We start from the raw sequence: 22,495 nt of genomic DNA, 5'->3' as shown, positions 1-22,495 counted from the left end.
TCAGAGATAGCAACAGAACAGCGCGGCGAGCACCGCGCCGGTCACGGCGGCGACGAGAACCGTCGCCGCCGTGACCACGAGGTGACGCCGCCGCACGGCCCGGACGAGCCGGGGCAGGACGGCGGCGGGCACCTCGGGGTCGGTGTCCAGCGACTGCACCGCCCACGCCACCGGCACGCGCGACAGCAGGCCCGTCACCCCCGCGAGCCCGCAGACCTCGCGCTCGCACGAGGCGCACTGCGCGAGGTGCTGCTCGTAGGCCAGCCGGTCCGAGGTCGACAGCGAGCCCAGGACGTAGGCGCCGTCCCACTCCCGGAACGGATCCGGTGCGTTCACCGCCCCGTGACCCCGTTCTCCTGCAGGGCCAGCCTCAACGCGCGCAGGCCGTAGTGCAGCCGCGACTTCACCGTGCCCTGCGGCACCTCCAGCGCGTCGGCGAGTTCGGCGATGGACTCGCCGCGGTAGTAGGCCCGCACGATCACCAGCCGGTGCTCGGGTTTGAGCGTGGACAGCGCGTCGGCGACGAGCCAGGCGTCGAGCGTGGAGTCGGTGTGGTCGGCCCGCGACCGTTCGGGCAGGCTCTCCGAATCGACCTCCCACCGGGCACGGGCGCTGCGGCGTTCGTCGATGGCGTAGTTGCGCGCCACGGCGTAGAGCCACGCCTTGGACGCCGACGAACCCTGCTCCAGGACCTCGGGATGTCTCCAGGCGCGCAGCAGAGCCTCCTGGACGATGTCCTCGGCGAGTTGCTCGTCCCCGGTCAGCCGCAGGGCGTAGCGCCACAGGGCGGCGGCGTGGCCGTCGTGCAGCGCGCGCAACAGGGCGATGTGGTCGTCGTTGATGACGCACCCCGCCTAGGTGCGGAACGCCGGGGAGCGCTTGCCGAGGAACGCCGCTGTGCCCTCACGCATGTCGTCCGTGGTGAAGGCGTGCCGGAACGCCTCGAGCTCGGCGTGCAGCCCCAGACCGACGGGCACGCCGTCCGCGGCGTTGATCACCGACTTGCACGCGGCGACCGCGGCGGGCGAGTTGGCGGCGATGTCGGCGAGCACCAGCCGTGCGGCGGCGAACATCTCCTCGCGGGTGTCGAAGACCTGGTTCACCAGTCCGGTGCGGTGCGCCTCCGCCGCGTCCACCCGCCGGCCGGAGTAGATCATCTCGCGGGCCCGTGCCACCCCGACCCGCCGGAACAGCCTGACGCAGCCACCGAAACCGGGGATCAGGCCGAGGAGCACCTCCGGCTGCCCGAAGACGGCCTTGCGGGTGGCGTAGACGAAGTCGCACGCCAGCGCCATCTCGCAGCCGCCGCCGAGCGCGTAGCCGTCGACGCAGGCCACGACGGGGACGGGAAGCCGTTCGAGCAGGCACGTCACCTCCTGGCCCAGCGCGCCGAACGCCTCGCCCTGCTCGGCGGTCATGGCCGCCATCTCGCGGATGTCGGCGCCGGCGATGAACGCGGGGCCCTCCGATCCCGTGAGCAGGACCGCGCGGGGACCGGAGAGGGTCGACAGCAGGTGGCGCAGCTCGGTGAGGGTCCGCTGGGACAGGGCGTTGCGGGCGTGCGGCCGGTGCACGGTCACCGTCAGCACGCCGCCCTGCTCGTCGAGCACGAGGTCCTGATAGTCCACAGTGGTCTCCTCACGAGTCCCAGATCGCGCCGTAGGCGGGGATTCCCCTGGCCTCCAGCTCTTCGACGACGTGCCAGGTGGTCTGTTTGTTGGAGATGCAGATGACCGCCTCCGCGTCGAACCGGCGGCAGGCGTCGTGCGCGAGCGCGACGAGATCAGGCTTGCCCTGAACGGCGGTGTCCCAGACGACGGCGTCGGGTTGCGCGTCGAGGATCTCGTCGACCAGCGCGTCCCCGTAGGTGCGGCGCGGGTCGCGGGTCGACCACACCAGCGTGGCCGGCGCGGTGCGGGCGAGCAGGTGCGGCAGGCAGGGGCCGATGCCGCTGCCGGTGGCGACCCACACCACGCGGCGGAACAGCTTGTCGATGTTGCCGACGCCCGCGGTCGGGATCCCCTTCACCCACAGGTGGCTCGGCTGGTCGGCGATGAGCTTCGCCGTCCAGTCGCCCGCGCGGGAGATGGTGAGCCGGAAGCCGGAGCGTCCCGGGGCGGGCACGTTCGCGAACGAGTGCCATTCGAGCAACGGGTTGCGGCTCACCGCTGTCGAGGAGCCCGCGAACGGCGTGACGCCGTGGTCGAACGACACGAGCGCGACGTGCGGTGACGGGCTGACGATCCGCACCGGCACGCGCCGCAGCCGCAGCCACGGGAGCGCCACGCTGACCACCACCAGGGCGAGAGGCCAGAGGAACACCGGGTTGGAGACCGCGGCCAGCGCGCCGAACAGCACGAGCACGGTCCAGCCGCCGAACCGGTGCGACCGTTCGAAGAGGTCGTGATGGCGGGCACGGAACCGGGGGAGCGCGAGCACGGTCATCGCGACGAGCAGGGCGAAGATCGTCCAGCTCAACCCGACAGGCAGTGCGTCGCGCATGGTGATCGCGAGCGGGAGGAACCAGGCCACGGCGCAGACGGCGGCGCCGACGTGCAGGCCACCGAAGTGGTAGACCTTGCCCAGCGTCCACCGCACCCGCAACGGCCAGTGGGTAGGCGCGCTGGTGGCCACCCGGAACAGCAGGTTGATCACCAGTTGCTGCCGGACCAGCGCGGCGAGGGTCACGTTGGTGACCACGAGCGTGGTCAGCACGTCCTGGTCGCCCCACCAGTCGCCGGCCACCGCGAAGGCCAGGTTCGCGAGGACGACGGCCGCCGCGAGCCGGTTGTGGTGGGTGAACGGGCGCCGGCGCAGGACCGCGCGCAGGGATCGTCCGGCCGGTGGCAGAACCAGATCGCGCACCGTCATGCCACGGGCTCCCGCCGCAGTCCGTCCACATGCGACAGAAGTGCGCGCCGGTCGACCTTGCCGCGGTCGGTCGTCGGCAGCGTGTCGACCGGGACGATCAGCGTCGGCACGCAGTAGTACGGCAGCCGTTGCGAGACCGCCCGCCTCGCCCGCTCCGGCGTCGCGGTGGCGGGACTGATGAAGCCGACGAGCTTCCCGTCGTGCACCACCGTCGTGGCGCGGTCGCAGTCCTCGGCACGCTCCAGAGCCGCGGTGACCGCGTCCAGCTCGACGCGGAACCCGCGCACCTTGACTTGGTCGTCGGTGCGGCCGCGGTGCTCCAGCCTGCCCTCGCGGGTCCACCTGCCGAGGTCGCGCGTCCGGAACATCAGGTGGTCGCCGCCGAGGAACGGATCGGGGCGGTACCGCTGGGCCGTGAGGTCGAGGTCGCCCAGATAGCCCGCCGTGACGCACGCCCCGCCGGCCCACATCTCACCGACCGCGCCGATGGGGCACGGCCGCAGGTCGTCGTCGAGCACGTACACGGTCGTGTTCGGCACGGGCCTGCCGATGGTGAGCTGCCCGGAGCCCGGTTCGTAGCGCTGCACCGTGTTGACGATGGTGACCTCGGTGGGACCGCAGGCGTTGTGGAACGCCACCCGGCCCGCCCACACGTCCGCGAGGGCCTGCGGGCAGCGCTCACCGGCGACCGCGACCGTGCGCACCCGGTGGCACGCGGCGGGATCCAGCGTCGCCAGCACGCTGGGCGTGGCGATCACGACGTCGACCGTGCTCGCCGTCCGCGCGAGGTCGTCGCCGCGGATCACGAGCGTGCCGCCGTTCGCGAGCGTGCCGAGGATCTCCCACATCGCCATGTCGAACGCGATGTTGAGCAGCTGCGACACCCGGATCCCCGGTGCGACGCCCAGGGATCCGGGCGCGGTGAGCAGGACGTTGCACAGGTTGGCGTGGGAGACCCGCACCCCGTTGGGCCTCCCGGTGGTGCCGGAGGTGAAGATGACGGCGGCGATGTCCGACTCCGCGGTGATGGTGCGGCGGAACGCACCGGCCTCGGGCAGCGTGTCGATCGTGATGATCGTGGCGAGGTGAGGGGGCAGGGAGGCCGCGTCCGCGGTCGTGGTGAGCACGACGTTCACCCGTGCGGTCCGGACGATGTGCCGCAGATGGGCCTCGGGGGTGATGCGCACGTCCTGCGGCACGTAGGCCGCACCGGCCTTGAGCACCGCGAGAACGCCCACCACCATGGAGATCGACCGCGTCAGGAACAGTCCTACGTGGTCGCCGGGGCGTACACCGCCCCGGACCAGGAGCTCGGCCAGCAGTGTGGCCCTGGCGTCGAGCTCCCGGTAGGTCAGGGACTCACCTAGGTGTTCCACCGCGGTCAGGTGCGGGCGACGCGTCGCGTGTGTCTCGAAGGCGTGGTGGACGTGGTCGGACGGAGGGGTCCGGACAGGACCGGCGCCGAACACCTGGAACAGTTCGCGGTCGGTGGGGGACAGGTCGAACAGGGCGGATTCCTGGAACACGGCTGTCACGACGGGTGCCCTTTCGTGAGCGGTGCGTGGGCAACCGCTTGAACGAGACAGCCCGCCGGGAGGTTCACGTCGTGTCGAATCGCCCGTCGAATTCGAAAAGTCCTTGCCGTGCAAAGTTTTTCTTCGCGCGTGGGCGGGACTGTCCCGTCACCCAGACGGATGATCCAGGCTTCCTGCGTTTGTCATAGTCGTCTGCGCATATGAGCATCTGTCCTATGACGACTGTCGAGCACGCTCCGGCGGAACTGCACCGCAGCCACACCCACGGTCCCGGCTGCGGTCACGACGCCCTCGTGCACCGGGACCACGTCGACTACCTGCACGACGGACACCTGCACCGCGAACACGTGACGGATGGCGGCGTGCACTACGACGAATGCGACAAGTGCAGGTGTGCGCACTGTTCGGACTCCTGCGCGCAGTGCAACTGCTCGGAATGCGACTGCCCGACCTGCAACCACGCCCAGTGCGCGTGCGACGGCTGCACCGACTCGTGCGCCAACTGCACGTGTGCCGAGTGCAGTTGTCCCACGTGCGGCCACGCGGCCTGATTCAGTCCGTGGTGGACAGTTGGAAGACCGTCTCCTGGTGGTAGACGTCGCCGGGCCGCAGGACCGTGCTCGGGAAGTCCTGACGGTTCGGCGAGTCCGGGAAGTGCTGTGCCTCCAGGGCGAAGCCGGCGCCACGGCCGTACGGGCGGCCCCCTGTGCCGACCAGGTCCTCGGTCAGGAAGTTGCCCGAGTAGAACTGGAGACCGGGCTCGCTGGTCCACAGGGTCAGCAGCCGCCCGGAGACCGGGTCGCAGGCCTGCGCGGCGAAGGAGGCACCGGAGGAGTCCAGCACCCAGTTGTGGTCGTAACCTCCCGCGATCCGCAGCTGCGGGTGGGCCGCGCGGATGCGGGCGCCGATCGCGGTCGGCAGCCGGAAGTCGAACGGGCTCGCCTCGACCGGAACGGGACCTCCCACCGGGATCAGGGCCTCGTCGACGGCGCAGAACCGGCTCGCGTTGAGCATCAGCGACTGGCGGTGCACGTCGCCGCTGCCTTCCCCGGCCAGGTTCCAGTAGGTGTGGTTGGTCATGTTGAGGACGGTGGGCGCGTCCGTCGTCGCGTGGTAGGTGATGCTCAGGCGGTTGTGCCGGTCGAGCCGGTACGTCACCTGCGCGTCCACGGCACCTGGGAAGCCGCCGTCCCCGTGCGGGCTCACCAGTTCGAGCCGCACGCCCACGCTGTCCGTCTCGTGCAGTTCGGTCGCGGACCACACGCGCGTGTCGAAGCCCGCCGGTCCGCCGTGCAGGCTGTTCGGGCCGTTGTTGAGCGGAAGCTGGTGCTGGACGTCGTCGAGGGTGAAGGCGCCGCGAGCGATCCGGTTGGCGTACCGGCCGATCACGGCGCCGAAGAACACCCTGGCCGCGCCGGGCCGGTTGTTCGCGACGTAGTCGTCGAGCGCGGGGAACCCGAGCACCACGTTGGCGGGAACGCCGTGGCGGTCCGGTGCCTCCAGGGACTGGATCACCCCGCCGTAGTCCAGCACCCGCACGGTGAGGCCACCCGGCCACGCCAGGACGTACCGGTGGACGTCGGTGTCACCGACCCGGCCGAACCGTTCCCGGCGGAGCTCGGGTTCCCGCTGCGACATCGAACTCCTCGTGTCAGTCGACCAGGGCGCGGCAGTGCTGCGGCCGGATCCGTTGTGGTGCGACGCTTTCCAGGGTCGGCTTGATCGGGACGATGGAGCCGTCGCGGTCGAACCTCATCCTGTCGATCGTGGTCTCGCGGTGCGTGCCGTCCCCGCCGGGGATGGCGAAGCGGTGGTAGACGACGTACCAGTCGTCGGTGCCCGGTACCTGGAGCATCGAGCTGTGCCCGGTGCCCTTGATCCCGAGCTTCACGTCCTTGCTCAGGATCAGGCCGCGGTTCGTGAACGGGCCGGTGGGGCTGGGCGCGGTCGCGTAGGCGACGCGGTAGTCCTCGCTGCGGGTGTCGTCGATCGACCAGCTCAGGTAGTACGTGCCCTTGCGCTCCACCATGAACAGGCCCTCCCGGAAGTCCGTCAGCCCGGTGAGGCGGGTGATCTTGGCCGGGTCGTAGGAGATCATGTCACTGTTGAGCGGAACGACGTAGGCCTCACCGTTGCCCCAGTAGAGGTACGCCTGCCCTGAGCGGTCGACGAAGACGGCAGGGTCGATGGCCTGGCCGCCGGTGGGGTTGCGGGCGATCAGCGGCTGACCGGAGTCGACGAACGGGCCGGTCGGGGAGTCGCTCACCGCGACGCCGATCTTGGCCTCGGCGCAGAAGTAGAAGTAGTACTTCCCGCCGCGTTCGACGATGGTCGGCGCCCACGCGTTGCGGTCCGCCCAGCTCACGCCGGGACCGAGGTCGAGGATGACGCCCTCGTCCTTCCAGTCGACCAGGTTCTTCGACGACCAGGCGGAGAACTTCGTGCCGCTCCAGCCGTCGAAGCCGTCCGTGGTCGCGTAGATGTAGTAGGTGTCGCCGAACGCGACGATGTTCGGATCGGCGTTGAGACCGGGCAGCACGGGGCTGCGCATCTCGTGGGCCTCGACCGTCCACACGCGACTCTCGCGGCCCAGCCTCACGGTGAACTGCCTCGGCTTGCGCAGATCGACCGGGCCGCTGGGCGTGATGGAGGCGCCAGGAGCGAGTCCGAAGTCGAGCTGGACCCGCCGCAGGTCGGTACCCGGTCGCACGGGAAGCACCACGCTGCCGGGTTCGATGACCGCGGGCGCCTTGAGCGAGTCGTGCGCGACCGACCGGATCAGGGTCGCGTTGAACGGCAGCGCGGCCACCTCGGTGCTCGCGAGCGCCCGGTTGTAGAGCCGGACGTCCTTCATCCTGCCCTGGAAGGTCCTGTCCGCCGCGTAGACCGATCTGCCGAGGTAGTTGGCCGCCGTGATCCCACCGCCGATGTCGGACGGCTTGATGGAGACAGCGGTGTTGCGCGCCACTTCGACGCCGTCGAGGTAGAGCACCTCCACGCCGTTGCCGACGGTCAGGGTGACGTTCTTCCAGACGCCGCGCGGCAGCGCGCGACCGGAGTTCACGCCCTGCTCAGTCGTCCAGTTGCCGGTCGCGATCGCGCCGCGGTAGCCGTCACCGGTGCTGAACAGGTAGCCGTTGCCGACGCCGTTCGGCGCGGTGTTGCCGAAGCCGTAGAGGAAGTACGGCGTCTGCTGGGCCGGATCCACCAGCACGTCGGCGGAGATCGTGGCGGCCGGAGCGCCGGTCAGCATGTTGTTCGGCAGTTGGACGTGCCCGCCCTTGAGCGACAGGGATCCCTCGGACCACGTGGCGTCGCCGGCGAGCACGCCGTCGTAGCCGTGGCCGGTGGCGTCCGCGGCGGAACCGTTGAGCGGCCAGTGCGCGACGAGGCCCTTGCTGTCGGCCTTCACCGGCGCCGGGGGAGCGGTGAGCCGGGTCAGCTCGGCCTGGGTCACCGGAAGCACCGTGCCGTGGCGCGGAGAGGTGGGCAGACGGGCGCCCGTGGACATCGTCCACTTCCCGGAGGCGAGGTCGGTCGTCTCGAACGGCACGTAGCCGCGGCCGCCGTACTCGTCGATGAAGAGGTACCACTTGTCCTCGGTGTTGGACTTGAACCCGGTCGGGCCCTCACCGGCGCTCAGCCCCGGACTGGTCGAGGTGGCCTTGCCGATGCACTCGGCGACGAAGTCGTACTTCGGGTTCAGCAGATCCGTCGACTTCTCGGCGGTGATGTACTTGCTGCACGGCGAGGACGACGAGTTGTTCCGTTCGTCCTTGGTGTAGCGGTAGTAGGTGCCGTTGTGCTCGATGACCGTCGAGTCGATGACCGAGTAGCCGGGGTCGATCCACACCTTCGCCGGGCTGAACGTCACGAAGTCGCGCGTGGTCGCGTACATCATCCGGTTGTAGCTGTCGCCGGTGTGGCCGGGATCGGTCTCCGCGTACAGCTTCGACGCCCAGTAGACGACGTAGTGGCCGCGCTTGGCGTCCCAGAACGCCTCCGGTGCCCAGGTGTTGCCGGCGGTCGGCGGTGAGACCTGGACGCTGCGCTGGCGCGACCAGTTCCGCAGGTCCGTCGACTCCCACACCATCAGCGACCGGCTGCCGCTGCGCTGCGCCGCGTCCCAGCCACGTCCGCCGTTGATCTTCAGATCGGTGGCCAGCAGGTAGAACTTGTCCCCCTCGGGGGAGCGCAGGATGAACGGGTCGCGCACGCCCAGCTCGCCGAGGCTGGACTTCAGGACCGGCTGGCCGCCGTTGACCTCGGAGAAGTCCAGCGGGTTGTTGCCGTTGCTGGCGGCGGCGTAGATCTGCTCGCCGATCGGGCTGCCTTCGCCGGTGAAGTAGAAGAAGCTGTAGCCCGCCAGCGGTTCCTTGACGGGCAACGGGACGACGGTCGCGGTGAGCGCGCGGGTGGCGCTCTGCTGCCCGCGGCTCACCTTCGCCGTCAGCACGACCTTGGTGGGCTTGCCGCCCGCAGGAGGGCGGCTCACCTCGCCGGTCGCCGTGATCACCTTGCCGTTGGACGACTTCCACGTGACGGTCGTGTCGTGCGCACCGGTGGCCGGCAGGGTGAGATGTCCGCGGACGTCGTCGAGGTTCGGCACCTCCAGCGCGTTCGCCGCTGTCCGCACGAGCGGTTCGGCGGCGGCCGGAGTGATGGGGACCAGGGCGGCCGTCACGGCCACCACGAGGCCGAAACGGCGCAGGGATGACAACATCGTTGTTGTTCGCCTTCCGGGGGTGGAGACAGGGGACTTCAGGCGCGTCGCTTGGTCCAGACGTCGTAGGCGACCGCCGCGAGCAGGACGAGACCCTTCACGAGCATCACGCGTTCACTGGGCGCGCCGATCAGCGACATGCCGTTGTTGATCACGCCCATGATCAGGCCGCCGGTGATGGCGCCGACGACCTTGCCGACACCGCCCTGCACCGCCGCACCACCGATGAACGCGGCCGCGATGGCGTCCAGCTCGAACGACATGCCCGCCGTCGGGCCCGCCTGGTTGAGCCGGCCGGCGAAGATCACGCCGGCGAGGGCGGCCAGCGCGCCCATGTTGACGAACACCCAGAACGTGACGGCCTTGACCTTCACGCCGGACAGCGTGGCGGCCTGCAGGTTGCCGCCGATCGAGTAGATGTGCCGTCCGAACACGGAGTTGCCGGCCATCAGCGAGTAGCCGAGCGCGAGCGCCGCGAGCAGCACCAGCACCCACGGCAGGTTGCGGAACCGGGCGAGCTGCACCACGACCGCCATCACGACGACGCCGACGCCGACGATCTTGAGGATGAACACCGGCATCGGCTCGACGACCTGGCCGTAGCCGAGCCGGGCCGCGCGCTTGCGCCACTGCGACAACGCGAACCCGGCCACGAACGTGAGTCCGGCGAGCAGGCTGACCAGGTCGGCGCCGCCGAGCGGGCCGAGAGCGATGTTGCCGAGGTAGCCGCCCGTGAAACCGTTCGCCAGCGCCCGGATCTCGTCGGGGAACGGACCGATGCCCTGGTTGCCCAGCGTCGTCAGGGTGAGCGCCCGGAACACCAGCATGCCCGCCAGCGTGACGATGAACGCCGGAATGCCGAAGTACGCGATCCAGTAGCCCTGCGCCGCACCGATCAACGCGCCCGAGAGCAGCGTCAGCAGCACCGCCACCGGCCACGGCAGTCCCCATTGGACGGTCAGCACCGCGCAGATCGCCCCGGTCAGCGCCACCGTCGAGCCCACCGACAGGTCGATGTGCCCGCCGATGATCACCAGGATCATGCCGATCGCGAGGATCAGCACGTAGGAGTTCTGCACGATGATGTTCGAGATGTTCTGCGGCTGCAGCAATGCGCCGTCGGTCAGCACCGCGAACAGGACGACGATCAACGCGAACGCGACGTAGATGCCCGACTGCCGCGGGTTGATCGAGAACCGCCGGGACTGCGCCGGCGGGACGGCGGTGGGAGCGGGCGCGGTCTTCGTGGTCATCAGCTCTGTCCTCGCGTCATGTACTGCATCAAGCGTTCCTGCGTGGCCTCTTCGCGGCTGACCTCGCCGGTGATGCGGCCCTCCGACAGCGCGTACACGCGGTCGCACAGGCCGAGGAGCTCCGGCAGCTCCGAGGAGATCACCAGCACCGCACGGCCTTGGGCGGCGAGCTCGTTGATGATCGAGTAGATCTCGTACTTCGCGCCGACGTCGATGCCGCGCGTCGGTTCGTCGAGGATCAGCACGTCCGGGTCGGTGAACATCCACTTCGCCAGCACGACCTTCTGCTGGTTGCCGCCGGACAACGTGCCGGTGACCGTCGACACGGCGGCCGTCCTGATGCCCATCGACTTCCGGAACCGTTCCGCGACGGTGTACTCCTCGTTCTCGTTCACCCACCCGCGATTGGCGAGCTTGTCCAGCGCCGCGGCGGAGACGTTGCGCTGCACGCCCTCGATCAGGTTGAGCCCGTACCGCTTGCGGTCCTCGCTCACGTACGCGAGGCCGTGCCGGATCGCGCCGCGCACGGTGCGCGTGTCGATCTCCTGGCCGTCCTTGACCACGCGCCCGGAGATGCCGACGCCGTACGAACGGCCGAAGACGCTCATCGCGAGCTCGGTGCGGCCCGCGCCCATCAGGCCGGCGAGACCGACGATCTCCCCGCGCCGCAACGACAATGTGGCGTTGTCGACGACCACCCGGTCCGGCTGGGCGGGGCTGTGCACCGTCCAGTCCTCGATGCGCAGCACCTCCTCGCCGATGTCGGGCGTGCGCGGCGGGAACCGGTGCTCGAGGTCGCGGCCGACCATGCCGGAGATGATGCGTTCCTCGCTGAGACCCTTGGCGGGCAACGTCTCGATGGTCTTCCCGTCGCGCAGCACCGTGACGGTGTCGGCGATCCTGGTGACCTCGCCCAGTTTGTGGGAGATGATCACCGAGGTGATGCCCTCGTCCCGCAGGCCCTCGAGCAGGTCGAGGAGGTGCTGGGAGTCGTCGTCGTTCAAGGCTGCCGTCGGCTCGTCCAGGATCAGGAGGCTGACCTCCTTGGACAGCGCCTTGGCGATCTCGACGAGCTGCTGCTTGCCGACGCCGAGGTCGTTCACCGGGGCCGTCGGGTTCGCCCGCAGTCCCACGCGGTCGAGGAGCGCCTGGGCCTCGTGGTTGGTGCGGTTCCAGTCGATGAACCCGCGCCGGGCCCTTTCGTTGCCCAGGAACAGGTTCTCCGCCACGGAGAGCTGGCCGCACAGCGCCAGCTCCTGGTGGATGATCACGATGCCGCGGCGCTCGCTGTCGCGAATGCCGTCGAACGCGCACGGCTCGCCCTCGAAGAGGATGTCGCCGTCGTACGTGCCGTGCGGGTGGACTCCGGACAGCACCTTCATCAGCGTGGACTTGCCCGCGCCGTTCTCGCCGCAGATCGCGTGGATCTCACCGCGCCGCACGGTCAGGGAGACCTCGTGCAGCGCGGTGACACCCGCGAACCTCTTGGTGATGCCGCGCATCACCAGGATGTCGTCGGACACCGGACCTACCTGAGCTGGTCGGCGGTGTAGTAACCGGAGTCGATCAGCTCTTTCTGGTAGTTCGCCTTGTCCACGGGGACGGGCTGGAGCAGGAAGGACGGCACGACCTTGTTGCCGTTGTCGTAGTCCTTGGTGTTGTTGACCTCGGGCTTGCCGCCCTTGAGCACCGCGTCGGCCATCTTCACCGTGACGTCGGCGAGCAGGCGGGTGTCCTTGTGGATCGTGGAGTACTGCTCACCGGCGATGATCGACTTCACCGAGGCGACCTCGGCGTCCTGACCGGTGACGATCGGGTAGGCCTGGCCGGCCGAGCCGTAGCCGCCGCTGCGCAGCGCGGAGAGGATGCCGATCGAGATGCCGTCGTAGGGGGACAGGACGCCGTCGACCTTGGCACCGCCGTAGGTCGAGGTGAGCAGGTCCTCCATGCGCTTCTGCGCGGTCGCGGGGTCCCAGCGCAGGATCGCGACGGTCTTGAAGTCCTTCTGGCCCGACTTCACCACGAGCTTGCCCTGGTCGACGAGCGGCTGGAGCACGGACATGGCGCCGTTGAAGAAGAACGTGGCGTTGTTGTCGTCCGGTGAGCCGGCGAACAGCTCGACGTTGAACGGGCCCTCGCCCTTCGTCTTCAAGCCGGCCAGCAGCGAGTTCGCCTGCTCCACGCCGACCTTGAAGTTGTCGAACGTGGCGTAGTAGTCGACGTTCGGGCTCTTGCGGATCAGCCGGTCGTAGGCGATCACCGGGATCTTCGCGTCGGCGGCCTGCTGGAGCTGCGAGGTGATCGCGGTGCCGTCGATCGAGGCGACGATCAGGAGCTTGGCGCCCTTGGTGATCTGGTTCTCGATCTGGTTTGCCTGGGTGGGGATGTCGTTCTCCGCGTACTGGAGGTCGACCTTGTACCCCTTGCCCTCCAGGGCCTTCTTGATGTTGTCGCCGTCGTGGATCCAGCGTTCGGACGACCGCGTCGGCATGGTGACGCCCACCAGCGCACCCTCACTGGAGCTCGTCTGCTGGTCGACCGTCTTCTGCGCCGAACCGCAGGCGGCGAGGGTGACGGCGAGTGCGGTGGTGGCCGCGATCCTGGCAAGCCTCATTGCTTCTCCTCGATGTCACCGACAGGCAACAGTGCTGTAGGCGGCGAGTGTTATCGCTAACAACTGGCCCGTCAAGTTTCATCTGGATAACAGCAGGTAGTTCCTGTTAGCGCTCACAGAGGCCGTAAAGCGCACGCGCCTGCGGCCTTGCAGCCCAAGTTGCCGAGGTCGAAGGACGTCTTCCTGGCGGTCTTGGTCCCGCCGGCGGGCCGTGCCCTGGCGACTGAGGGCCTGTCGAGTTTCCGGGTGGGATGTCAGAGCTGGTGTCGCGTGCCGCTCCCGGGCTTGCCCTCGCGCCCGCGGCCGTGTGGTCGGGCGTGGTGGTGATCTGGCGATGGTGCAGCCGGGAAGCCGCGTCCGAACCACGAATGCCGAGCGCCCGCCGCCACCGAGGTGACAGCGGGCGCATCCCTGGTGCGGGTCAGGCGATCTTGCAGGCCTTCCCGTTGATCGTGAAGGCGGCCGGGTCGGCGCCGGTGCCGGAGCCGTTGAATCCGATGTGGACGGTCTTGCCGGGTTCGACCCGCCCGTTCCACGGCATGCTGGCCGCCGTCACGTCCCGCCCGGTCTGGCTCCACGTCGCCGACCACCCGGCGGTGACCTTCTGGGTGCCGGGCAACGCGAACCCGAGCTTCCACGACGTCCACGCGGTCTTGCCGGTGTTGGTGATCTTCACCTGCGCCGACAGACCGTCGGGCCACCTGCCGGCGGTGAAGCCGACCTCGCAGTCCGGCTTCGGCGTCGAGGTACCGGACTTCTCCGCCGCCCAGCCCGAGACCCAGGCGAGCGCGGAGTTCCAGTTCACCGCCACCTCGTTCACCGAGTACGCGCCGATGTCGTCCACCCAGCACTTCTGCTGCGGGCAGCCGACGAGCAGCCGCTGGGCCACCGGGTCCTGAAGCGCGCTGTTCGGACCGCCGGACAACGAGCCGGGCGGCGCGATCGGCAGCGTCGGGTCGTTCTGGTTCGCCCAGAACCGGTGGTGCGCGTTGCGCATCGCCTGGTCGCCGTAGCCCGCCACGTACGACGTGCTCAGCGGGTTGCGGCCGAGGATGTAGTGCAGCGCCTCGAAGACCCCTTCGCGGTACTTCGCGGCGCCGGTGAAGTCGTGGGCCAGCGCGAGCACCTGGGCGTTGTTCAACACCGACGAGTTCGAGCCCCAGACGTACCCGGCCGTGCTGTTGTCGTACGGCGCGGCGTATCCCATTCCGGCCATGGCCGTCAGGTGCTGGTCCGCGACGGTCGCGAACGCGGCCTTGATCGCCGTGACGTCCGCGGCGGGCAGTCCGTTGGGTGCCAGGGCGAGCGTGATGTCACCCAGCGGGGCCGTTCCGCCCCAGTGGAAGCCCGCCCTGCTCAGGCTCGCCGCCTTGTAGTGCGGGGAAGCGGTGACGTCGGTCCGGTAGGCGCTCTCGCCGGTGGTCGCGAACAGCTCCGAGGCGGCCCAGTAGAACTCGTCGCTCACGGTGTCGTCGCTGTACGCGCCACCGCCGGTGCCGTCGTTCGGGTCGGCGAGCTTGGCCGGGTTCGCCTTGGCCGCCGCGTAGGCCTTGCGGGCCGCCGTGAGCAGCGTGGCGGAGTACGTGGCGTCGATGCCCTTCCACAGCCGGGACGCCTGTGCGGCGACGGCGGCCAGGTTCAGCGTGGCGGCGGTGCTCGTCGCGGACAGGCGGCGCGGCTGGTCGTCCAGTTCGGGACGGGTGGGCAGGGCGGTCCAGTTCGCGTCGTGGATCTTGTGGTGCGCCATGCCGTCGGGCGCCTGCATCTTCAGCAGGAAGTCGACCTCCCAGCGTGCCTCGTCGAGGAGGTCCGGTACGCCGTTGGACTTCTCCGGGATGGCGAGTGTGCCGTCGCGGAACGCGGACGCGTCACCGACACGGGTGGCCCGCTCGTAGGAGTTGAGCAGCTGCCAGGCCGAGATGCCGCCGTTGACCACGTACTTGCCGTGGTCGCCCGCGTCGTACCAGCCGCCGCGCACGTCGAGCGTGTAACCGCACGCGAGGTCGGCGCGGCACGGCACGTTGTCGTCACCCTGGTTGGGCGCGACGTTGACGTGACCGGCCGGGCGCGCGTACTCGTCGCCGACGTACCGCGCCTCGATCGGTGTGCCGCTGCGCTGGTGGTAGAAGAACGCGAGGGAGTCGTAGCGCAGCCGCTTGATCGCGTCGGCGGAGATGTCGAACGGGAAGCTGCTGTCCTCGCCCACGGACAGCGTGTAGCCGGTGCCGGCCGTGTCGAACGACGAGAAGTCGATCAGGTGCACCGAGTCGCCGGACGTCGCGTCCGCACCCTTCGGCGTGCTTTGACCGGTGGCCACCGCGGTGCCCGCGGAGTTCTTGAGAGTCCACGGTTGTGGCGTGGTGGCCGTGGACACGAGGGTCGCGCGCTTGGGCAGACCCGGCACGTACGCCACCAGGTCGACCTGGACCTTCTTGGCGGGGTTGGGGTTGACGCCACCGGGCGGCTTCACGCCGCCGACCAGCGACACGTTGTCCACGCAGATCGTGTTGTCCGAGGGCTGTCCGCCCAGCTGGAACGCGACCTGGCCGTTGCCCGCGTCGGGGAAGTCCAATGTGGACGTGAAGGTGAACGAGAAGCGTTGCTTGTCAGGGGACAGCGTGAACTGCTGGCTCGCAATCCCGCGGTACGGGCTGACGCTCTCGCCCGCGGCGGCCGTGACGGGCTGCGCCGTCGTGGCGTGGGCGTCGAACGAGAAGGTGTAGGACTGGCCGTTCTCGAACGGGACGCCGTTCTGGCCGATCAGCGCGTCCCAGGGGTTCGCCGTGCCACCGGTGACCGCCGCGCACAGTTCGCCACCGGTGACCCGGTTGGTGACACCGGCGCCGCTCCACCACGGATCGGGGGAGCCGCTGTCGAAGGTTCCGTTGAGCACGCGCTCGTAGTCCGCCGCCGCGGCCGCGGCGTGCAGCGAGGTCGCCGTCAGCGCCGCGAGCAGGGTGGCGGCGAGTAGCCGCAGGGGTTGAGATCTCATGCTGGGAGGGTCTCCGTCCTCGTCGACGGTCTTCTGGGAGCGCTCCCAGGGACCGTAGGGCGAGTTCGGGGACGGCTACAAGCCCCGTGCGGTCACTGATCGCATTCGACCCTCGATTCGACTCGATCCGCGAGGGCGATCGGGGACGGTCAGCCCAGGAGTCGGTCGACGAGGTCGTGCCACCCGGCCTCGAGTCGCTCCAGCGACATGCCGCCCTCGCGCAGGAGGTGGTCGGCCAGGACGACGTCCACCGAGGCCAGCAGGGTGTGGGCGAGCAGGTCGGAGTCGGCGCCGGGGAGGACCTCGCGCAGCAGCACGACCACGTGCCTGTGCCGCAGCTGATCGGCCGGGACCGCGAACCGGCGGTCGGGCGGCGGCTCGGCCGCCAGGTAGAGGTCGCGGTGCTCGTGCTCGTGGCGCAGGAGGGCGGGACCGAACGCCCTGAGCCTCGTGGCGGCGTCGGCGCCCGGCCCGAGCGGCGGAGGACCGCTCAGGAACGCCTCCTGGAACCGGCTCTCCGAGTGGTCCAGCAACGCCCGCAGCAGTCCGTTGCGGTCGCCGAAGCGGCGCGACACCGTGCCCTTGCCGACCCCCGCCGCCGTGGCCACGGTCTCCATCGTGATCGCCGCGGCACCTCGTTCGCTCGCGATGCGCGTCGCCGCTTCGAGCAACAGGGCCCTGTTGCGCACCGCGTCCGCGCGCAGGTTCGTCTCCGGCCCGGCGAGCGGGACGGGTGTGCCGTCGATCACCTTCGCAGCCTAGCCGGAAGATAACCGGGCCGCGTCCCGTTTAGGGGGTAGTCGCTCGATCACCATCTGCACCTGGGAGTCACGTCATGGCCGTCCGCATCCTCACGCTCGTCGGCAGCCTCCGCGCCGGATCGCACAACCGCAGGCTCGCCGAGGCCGCGGTCCAGATCGCGCCGGAGCACGTCGAGGTCGGTCTGTTCGACGGCCTGGACACCGTGCCGTTCTACAACGAGGACATCGACGCCGAAGGCAGCGTCCCCGCTTCCGCCGTGAAGCTGCGGGAGGCCGCCGCGCAGGCTGACGCGCTGCTGCTGGTGTCGCCCGAGTACAACGGCACCATTCCCGCGGTGCTGAAGAACGCCATCGACTGGCTGTCGCGTCCCTACGGTGCCGGCGCCCTGTCCGGCAAGCCGGTCGCCGTCGTGGGCACCGCGTTCGGCCAGTACGGCGGGGTGTGGGCGCAGGACGAGGCCCGCAAGGCCGTCAAGATCGCCGGCGGCGAGGTCGCCGAGGACCTGACCCTGTCGATCCCCGGCTCCGTCGTGCGCTTCGCCGAGCTCCACCCGGTCGACGACCCCGAGGTCACCGAGAAGCTGTCCGGCGTCATCGAGGGCCTGGCCGCCCGCACGACCGCGACCGTCTGACCGGGCCGCGTTCGACTGTCGATTCGAGTCGAACGTGCCCCGAAAGGCGCAGCGCCCCAACGGAAGCGCCGACTTCCGTTGCGCCACCGGGAGAAGCCTCCGATGATCACGTGAGCGTCCCGCTCACCACGGAGGTCTCCTGATGGCTGTCCTGCCCGAGCGGGTGTTGTTCGGCGCCGCGTACTACCACGAGTACCAGCCGTACGAGCGGCTCGAAACCGACCTGGACCTGATGGCACAGGCCGGTTTCACCGTCATCAGGGTCGGCGAGTCGGTGTGGTCGACGTGGGAGCCGGAGAACGGCCGGTTCGAGCTGGACTGGCTCCAGCCGGTGCTCGACGGCGCTCACGAACGCGGGATCTTCGTCGTGCTCGGCACGCCGACGTACGCGGTGCCGCCGTGGCTCGCCCGGCAGTACCCGGAGATCGCGGCCGAGCGGGCCGACGGCCGGCGCGTCGGCTGGGGAGCCCGGCAGGAGGTCGACTTCACCCACCCCGCCTTCCGCTTCCACGCCGAACGGGTCACGCGCAGGATCGCCGAGCGGTACGCCGGCCACCCCTCGGTCATCGGTTTCCAGGTGGACAACGAACCGGGCGTGCACCTGCTGCACAACCACGGCGTGTTCCAGCGCTTCGTCGACCACCTGCGCGCCACCTACGGCGACGTCGAGAACCTCAACCGCGCGTGGGGCCTGGTGTACTGGTCCCATCGGCTGTCGGACTGGGCCGACCTGTGGACGCCGGAGGGCAACGCCCAGCCGCAGTACGACGTCGCGTGGCGCGCCTTCCAGGCACGGCAGACCACGGAGTTCGTCGCGTGGCAGGCCGGCATCGTCCGCGAGCACGCGCGGCCGGAGCAGTTCGTCACCACCTGCCTGCACTACCCGCACGTGGCTCTGAACGACGACGAGCTGACCGACCACGTGGACGTCACCGCCGCGAACCCCTACTACGACATGCAGGACGGGCTCACGCTGCCCGACCCCACGCCGGACGACCACGAGCAGGGCTGGAAGACCAGGGGAGTCTGGGCGTTCTACCGCGGTGCCGACTGGATCTTCTCCTCCCGCCGGGAACCGTTCCTGGTCACCGAGACCAACGCCGGGAACATCGGCTCGCCCTGGGACAACCGTCCCGCCTACGACGGCCAGTGGCGCCAGGCCGCCTGGGCGTTCGTGGCCCGCGGCGCGCGGATGATCGAGTACTGGCACTGGCACACGCTGCACTTCGGCGCGGAGACCTACTGGGGCGGCGTGCTCCCGCACAGCGGCCGGCCCGGTCGCGTGTACAGCGAGCTCGTGAGGCTGGGAGCCGAGTTCGAGACCGCGGGCGCGGCGGTCGCGGGCGTCGAGCCGGACGCCGACATCGCGATCGTCCACTCGGTGCCCAGCAAGTGGTTCATGCAGAAGTACCCTCCGCTGTCCACTCCGGACGGTGGGCCGGACGCCGCCGCGTACCAGCGGATCTTCGACTCGTTCTACCGGGGCGCGTTCGAGGCGGGACGGCAGGTGCGGATGATCCACGCCCGCCGGCTGCCCGACCTGGAGGAGGCCGCGCGACGGCACCCCGTGCTGATCGCGCCCGCCCTGTACCTCGCCGACGACGCGACGATCGACTGGCTCGCGGAGTACGCGCGCTCGGGCGGCCACCTGGTCATCGGACCTCGCACCGCCTACGCCGACCAGGAGGGCAGGGCACGCCACGAACCCGCTCCCGGCCGCCTCACCGAGGCGGCGGGCGTCCACTACGACGAGTTCAGCAACCTCTCCGGCGACCTGCGCGTGCGTGCCGCGGCGGGATTCGCGCCGCACCTGCCCGCGGACGCGGTCGCCACCCGGTGGGTCGAGGGGTACACGCTCACCGACGCGGACGTGCTCGTGGAGTACGACCACGACCACTTCGGACGCTGGCCCGCGGTCACCACCCGGCGGCACGGCGCCGGTCGTGTCACCTGCGTCGGCACGGTGCCCGGCCGCGCTCTCGCCGCCGCGCTCGCGAGGTGGCTCGCGCCCGCACCGGTGTCGGGCTGGGCGGATCTCCCGGAGACGGTCACCGTGACGACCGGCACCTCGCCGGACGGACGTCGTCTTCACGTGGTGCACAACTGGAGCGGAGACCGCACCGAGGTCGTCACGCCGGTCGCGCTCACCGACCTGCTGGGCGGTGACGGCGTTCCGGCGGGCGGGCGCGTCGCACTCGGGGAACGGGACGTGCGCGTGTTCGCGTCGGACCGGTAGGTGTTCGCCTAGTCCGGTCGACGTCGTTCAGCGCATGGTGACGGCGCGCCAGTGCGCCGAGTCGTCCTGCGAACCCCGGCCGGGGCGGTTCTCCTGGTACCAGTCCATGATGCGCCGCCGCCCGGCGTCCGTGATGTGGTAGCCGAGGTGGTCGCCGACCGGCGCCCAGATCAGCTCGCTCTTCAGGGCGTGCTCGATGGCGTCGCCGCGGCACATGCTCTGCAGCAGCCACGGCCACACCATTCCCTGCGCGGTCATCCACAGCACGCGCAGCACCGCTGTGTCCGGCAGTTCCGGATCGTCGTCCGGTGAATCGTCGAAGAATCGGCCCGCCTGCATCCGCAACCCCCGCTCTCTCCCACTCGCATGTCGTAATACGGCCTGGTCCTGGCTCTGGTTCAGGCCCGGGAGGAATTACTTCCGCGTCGAATGGGTTCGATTCGATTCGACGCGAGGGCGATCGAAACGGTGGGGTGCAAGCACGATCAGGCGCTCGCCCGGCGCACCAGTGACGTGGGCAGCAGCATGGACTGCGGCAGCTTCTCCTCGCCCGCCAGCTCGGCCAGCAGCCGCCAGGTCATGGTCCGGCCGAACCCCTCCACGTCCTGCCGCACGGTGGTGAGCGGCGGTACGGCCGTCGCGGCGAGCACGGAGTCGTCGAACCCCACGACCGCCACGTCGTCGGGGATCCGGTAGCCACGTGCCTGGAGCACCCGCAACGCTCCGAGCGCCATGATGTCCGCCGCGACGAAGACCGCGTCGAGATCAGGTGCCCTGCGCAGCAGCTCCTCCATCGCGAGCGCGCCGCTGTCGGGCGTGAAGTCGCTGTGCACCACGAGTTCCACGGCCATGCCGTGTTCCGCGAGCCCGCACCGCCAGCCGCTCAGGCGATCCATGCCGACCGCCATGTCGTGCGGTCCGGCGATCGTCGCTATCTTCTCGCGGCCCAACGAGATGAGGAACCGCACGGCCCCCAGCGCGCCGTTGAAGTTGTCGGCGTCGACGAACGGGACGGAGCCGCCCGCGAGCGGACGGCCGCCCACCACGATGGGCAGCCCCGTCTCGTGCAACGTCCTCGGCAACGGGTCCTCGCCGTGCAGGCTCACCACGAGGGCACCGTCGACGTGCCCGCCGGTGAGGTACGCGATCTGGTCCTCACCGTCGAGCGGTTGGTTCATCATCAGCAGGAGCTGCACGTGCCGCCCGGCGAGCTCGGCGTGCACCCCGCGCAGCACCTGGGCGAAGAACGGGTCGGCGAGCACCCGGCTGCCCTGCTCGGAGATGACCAGGGCGATCGCGTTCGCCTTGCTGCCGGCCAGGGTGCGCGCGGCGTGGTTCGGGCTGTACCCGAGCAGCGCGATCGCGCGGTGCACCGCCTGCCGCGACCGCTCGCTCACGTACTTCTCGCCGTTGATCACCCTGGAGACGGTGGACTTCGACACCCCGGCCACGCGCGCGACCTCCTCGATGCGCGGGCCGGGGCGGCGACTCCTGCCTTCCGTCATGAGACCGCGACCAGCGCGTTGTCGCGGGCCACTCTGCTGTACCACCTCGCACTCATCTTCGGCGTGCGAATCTGGGTGTCGTAGTCGACGTGGACGATGCCGAACCGCTTCGCGTACCCCTCTGCCCACTCGAAGTTGTCCAGCAGCGACCAGCAGAAGTAGCCGCGCAGGTCGACCCCCGCCTCGATGGCCGCGTGGGCGGCGCGCAGGTGGGAGGCGATGAAACCGGTGCGGTCCACGTCGTCGATCGCACCGGTGCCGGAGAAGTCGTCGCGGAACGCGGCGCCGTTCTCCGTGATGTACAACGGAAGTCGCGGGTAGTCGTTGTGCACCCGCATCAGCACGGCGGTGAGCCCGTCCGGCCTGACCTCCCAGCCCATGTCGGTCATGGGGGCGTCCCTGGGCGGGAACGAGGCGTGCTGCACGCCGACCCACGGCGACGGACCGGTCTCCCCGTTGGGAGAGGAGCTGACGTAGTGCTCGGTGTAGTAGTTGACGCCGAGCATGTCCATCGGACCCGAGATGACGCCGAGGTCGCCCTCCTTGACGTGCTCGCTGAACCCGAACGGTTCGAGGTCCGCGACGATGTCGGCCGGGTACTCACCGCGCAGCAACGGGTCCAGGAAGATCCGCTGCTGCAACCCGTCGAGCCGGCGCGCGACGTCGAGGTCCGCCGGGTTGCCGGGGTCCACGGGAATGATCGGGTACATGTTGAGCGTGATGCCCACCTTGGCGTCCGGCTGGGCGGCGCGGATGGTGTCGGCCGCGAGTCCGTGCGCGAGCAGCAGGTGGTGCACCGCGGCGACGGCGGCCGCCGGCTCGGTGCGGCCGGGTGCGTGGATTCCGCCCGCGTAACCGAGGAACGCCGAGCACCACGGCTCGTTCATCGTCGTCCACGTGCCGACGCGGTCACCGAGAGCCTCGACGGTGGAGGCCGCGTAGTCGGCGAAGCGGAACGCCGTGTCGCGGTTCGCCCAGCCGCCCGTCTCCTCCAGCTTCTGCGGCAGGTCCCAGTGGTAGAGCGTCGGCCACGGCACGATGTCGTGCGCCAGCAACGTGTCGATCAGCCGCCGGTAGAAGTCGAGCCCCGCCTGGTTGACCTTCCCGCCATCCGGCCGCACCCGTGGCCAGGCGATCGAGAACCGGTACGCCTTGAGGCCCAGGTCGGCCATCATGGCGACGTCCTGCTCGAAGCGCCGGTAGTGGTCGGCGGCGGGTTCGCCGTTGTCGCCACCGACGACGTTGCCGGGCACCCGGCAGAACGCGTCCCAGATGGAGTCGGTGCGGCCGTCCACGCCGGTCGCACCTTCCACCTGGAACGCCGCGGTGGCGGCTCCCCACAGAAAACCCTGCGGGAAAACAATGTTCTCCAT

18 protein-coding genes are annotated in these 22,495 nt (G+C 69.9%); 3 read left to right on the top strand and 15 right to left on the bottom strand.

The features are described from left to right. Genes BM417_RS09055 through BM417_RS09035 form a run of 5 tightly spaced genes read right to left on the bottom strand, consistent with a single transcriptional unit; the run spans position 1 to position 4,406 of the window. Complete coding sequence (locus BM417_RS09055; protein WP_093589910.1) at positions 1-336, bottom strand: anti-sigma factor family protein; 336 nt, start codon at positions 334-336, stop codon at positions 1-3. Beyond that, on the bottom strand, positions 333-842 hold the full coding sequence (locus BM417_RS09050) for a sigma-70 family RNA polymerase sigma factor (protein ID WP_093589907.1): 510 nt from the start codon (positions 840-842) through the stop codon (positions 333-335). The genes BM417_RS09055 and BM417_RS09050 overlap by 4 nt, the downstream gene beginning before the upstream one ends. Before the next feature lie 12 nt (positions 843-854). Continuing rightward, positions 855-1,628, bottom strand: coding sequence for an enoyl-CoA hydratase/isomerase family protein (locus tag BM417_RS09045; protein ID WP_093589904.1), 774 nt, complete (start codon positions 1,626-1,628; stop codon positions 855-857). Positions 1,629-1,638: 10 nt separating this feature from the next. Further along, positions 1,639-2,871, bottom strand: coding sequence for a ferredoxin reductase domain-containing protein (locus BM417_RS09040; RefSeq protein ID WP_093589901.1), 1,233 nt, complete (start codon positions 2,869-2,871; stop codon positions 1,639-1,641). Continuing rightward, positions 2,868-4,406 (bottom strand): amino acid adenylation domain-containing protein, encoded by a 1,539-nt coding sequence (locus BM417_RS09035; RefSeq protein WP_093589898.1) that lies wholly within the window; start codon positions 4,404-4,406, stop codon positions 2,868-2,870. Before BM417_RS09035 ends, BM417_RS09040 begins: the two co-directional genes overlap by 4 nt. A 215-nt stretch (positions 4,407-4,621) precedes the next feature. On the opposite strand from BM417_RS09035, the gene BM417_RS09030 reads away from it, so the two are divergent. Further along, positions 4,622-4,957 carry a hypothetical protein gene (locus BM417_RS09030; protein WP_093589895.1) on the top strand — a complete coding sequence of 112 codons (336 nt, stop codon included), beginning with the start codon at positions 4,622-4,624 and terminating at the stop codon, positions 4,955-4,957. A gap of 1 nt (position 4,958) precedes the next feature. On the opposite strand, the gene BM417_RS09025 is transcribed toward BM417_RS09030, so the two are convergent. The 7 genes from BM417_RS09025 to BM417_RS08995 all read right to left on the bottom strand — a co-directional run bounded on the left by BM417_RS09025 (position 4,959) and on the right by BM417_RS08995 (position 16,737). After that, on the bottom strand, positions 4,959-6,044 hold the full coding sequence (locus BM417_RS09025) for an aldose epimerase family protein (RefSeq protein ID WP_093589892.1): 1,086 nt from the start codon (positions 6,042-6,044) through the stop codon (positions 4,959-4,961). Positions 6,045-6,057: 13 nt separating this feature from the next. Then, positions 6,058-9,129 (bottom strand): family 43 glycosylhydrolase, encoded by a 3,072-nt coding sequence (locus tag BM417_RS09020; protein WP_093589888.1) that lies wholly within the window; start codon positions 9,127-9,129, stop codon positions 6,058-6,060. Between the two features lie 38 nt (positions 9,130-9,167). Beyond that, positions 9,168-10,382, bottom strand: a complete 1,215-nt coding sequence (gene mmsB / locus BM417_RS09015) for a multiple monosaccharide ABC transporter permease (RefSeq protein ID WP_093589885.1) — start codon at positions 10,380-10,382, stop codon at positions 9,168-9,170. After that, on the bottom strand, positions 10,382-11,884 hold the full coding sequence (gene mmsA, locus BM417_RS09010; RefSeq protein ID WP_093590999.1) for a multiple monosaccharide ABC transporter ATP-binding protein: 1,503 nt from the start codon (positions 11,882-11,884) through the stop codon (positions 10,382-10,384). The genes mmsB and mmsA overlap by 1 nt, the downstream gene beginning before the upstream one ends. A 26-nt stretch (positions 11,885-11,910) precedes the next feature. Next, positions 11,911-12,996, bottom strand: coding sequence for a multiple monosaccharide ABC transporter substrate-binding protein (chvE, locus tag BM417_RS09005; protein ID WP_093589882.1), 1,086 nt, complete (start codon positions 12,994-12,996; stop codon positions 11,911-11,913). A gap of 421 nt (positions 12,997-13,417) precedes the next feature. Then, a complete protein-coding gene (locus tag BM417_RS09000; RefSeq protein ID WP_093589879.1) occupies positions 13,418-15,988 on the bottom strand; it encodes a glycoside hydrolase family 9 protein in 2,571 nt (856 codons plus the stop codon). A gap of 149 nt (positions 15,989-16,137) precedes the next feature. Continuing rightward, positions 16,138-16,737, bottom strand: coding sequence for a TetR/AcrR family transcriptional regulator (locus BM417_RS08995; protein WP_093589876.1), 600 nt, complete (start codon positions 16,735-16,737; stop codon positions 16,138-16,140). An 86-nt stretch (positions 16,738-16,823) separates the two neighbouring features. Here BM417_RS08995 and BM417_RS08990 point away from each other — a divergent pair, with 86 nt between their 5' ends. Continuing rightward, on the top strand, positions 16,824-17,381 hold the full coding sequence (locus BM417_RS08990; protein ID WP_093589872.1) for an NADPH-dependent FMN reductase: 558 nt from the start codon (positions 16,824-16,826) through the stop codon (positions 17,379-17,381). Positions 17,382-17,523: 142 nt separating this feature from the next. Further along, positions 17,524-19,617: a beta-galactosidase gene (locus BM417_RS08985; RefSeq protein ID WP_093589869.1), complete on the top strand. Its 2,094-nt coding sequence runs from the start codon at positions 17,524-17,526 to the stop codon at positions 19,615-19,617. Between the two features lie 27 nt (positions 19,618-19,644). On the opposite strand, the gene BM417_RS08980 is transcribed toward BM417_RS08985, so the two are convergent. The 3 genes from BM417_RS08980 to BM417_RS08970 form a co-directional block, all read right to left on the bottom strand. Next, positions 19,645-19,956: a hypothetical protein gene (locus BM417_RS08980; RefSeq protein ID WP_093589865.1), complete on the bottom strand. Its 312-nt coding sequence runs from the start codon at positions 19,954-19,956 to the stop codon at positions 19,645-19,647. A gap of 146 nt (positions 19,957-20,102) precedes the next feature. Continuing rightward, entirely contained in the window at positions 20,103-21,122 is a 1,020-nt protein-coding gene (locus BM417_RS08975; protein WP_093589862.1) for a LacI family DNA-binding transcriptional regulator, read from the bottom strand. Beyond that, complete coding sequence (locus BM417_RS08970) at positions 21,119-22,495, bottom strand: GH1 family beta-glucosidase (protein ID WP_093589859.1); 1,377 nt, start codon at positions 22,493-22,495, stop codon at positions 21,119-21,121. The genes BM417_RS08975 and BM417_RS08970 overlap by 4 nt, the downstream gene beginning before the upstream one ends.

It is taken from the genome of Lentzea waywayandensis, assembly GCF_900115955.1.
In the GTDB taxonomy this organism is placed as follows: domain Bacteria; phylum Actinomycetota; class Actinomycetes; order Mycobacteriales; family Pseudonocardiaceae; genus Lentzea; species Lentzea waywayandensis.
Note: the sequence above shows the minus strand (reverse complement) of the source record. Positions and strands in the feature narration are given on the sequence as shown.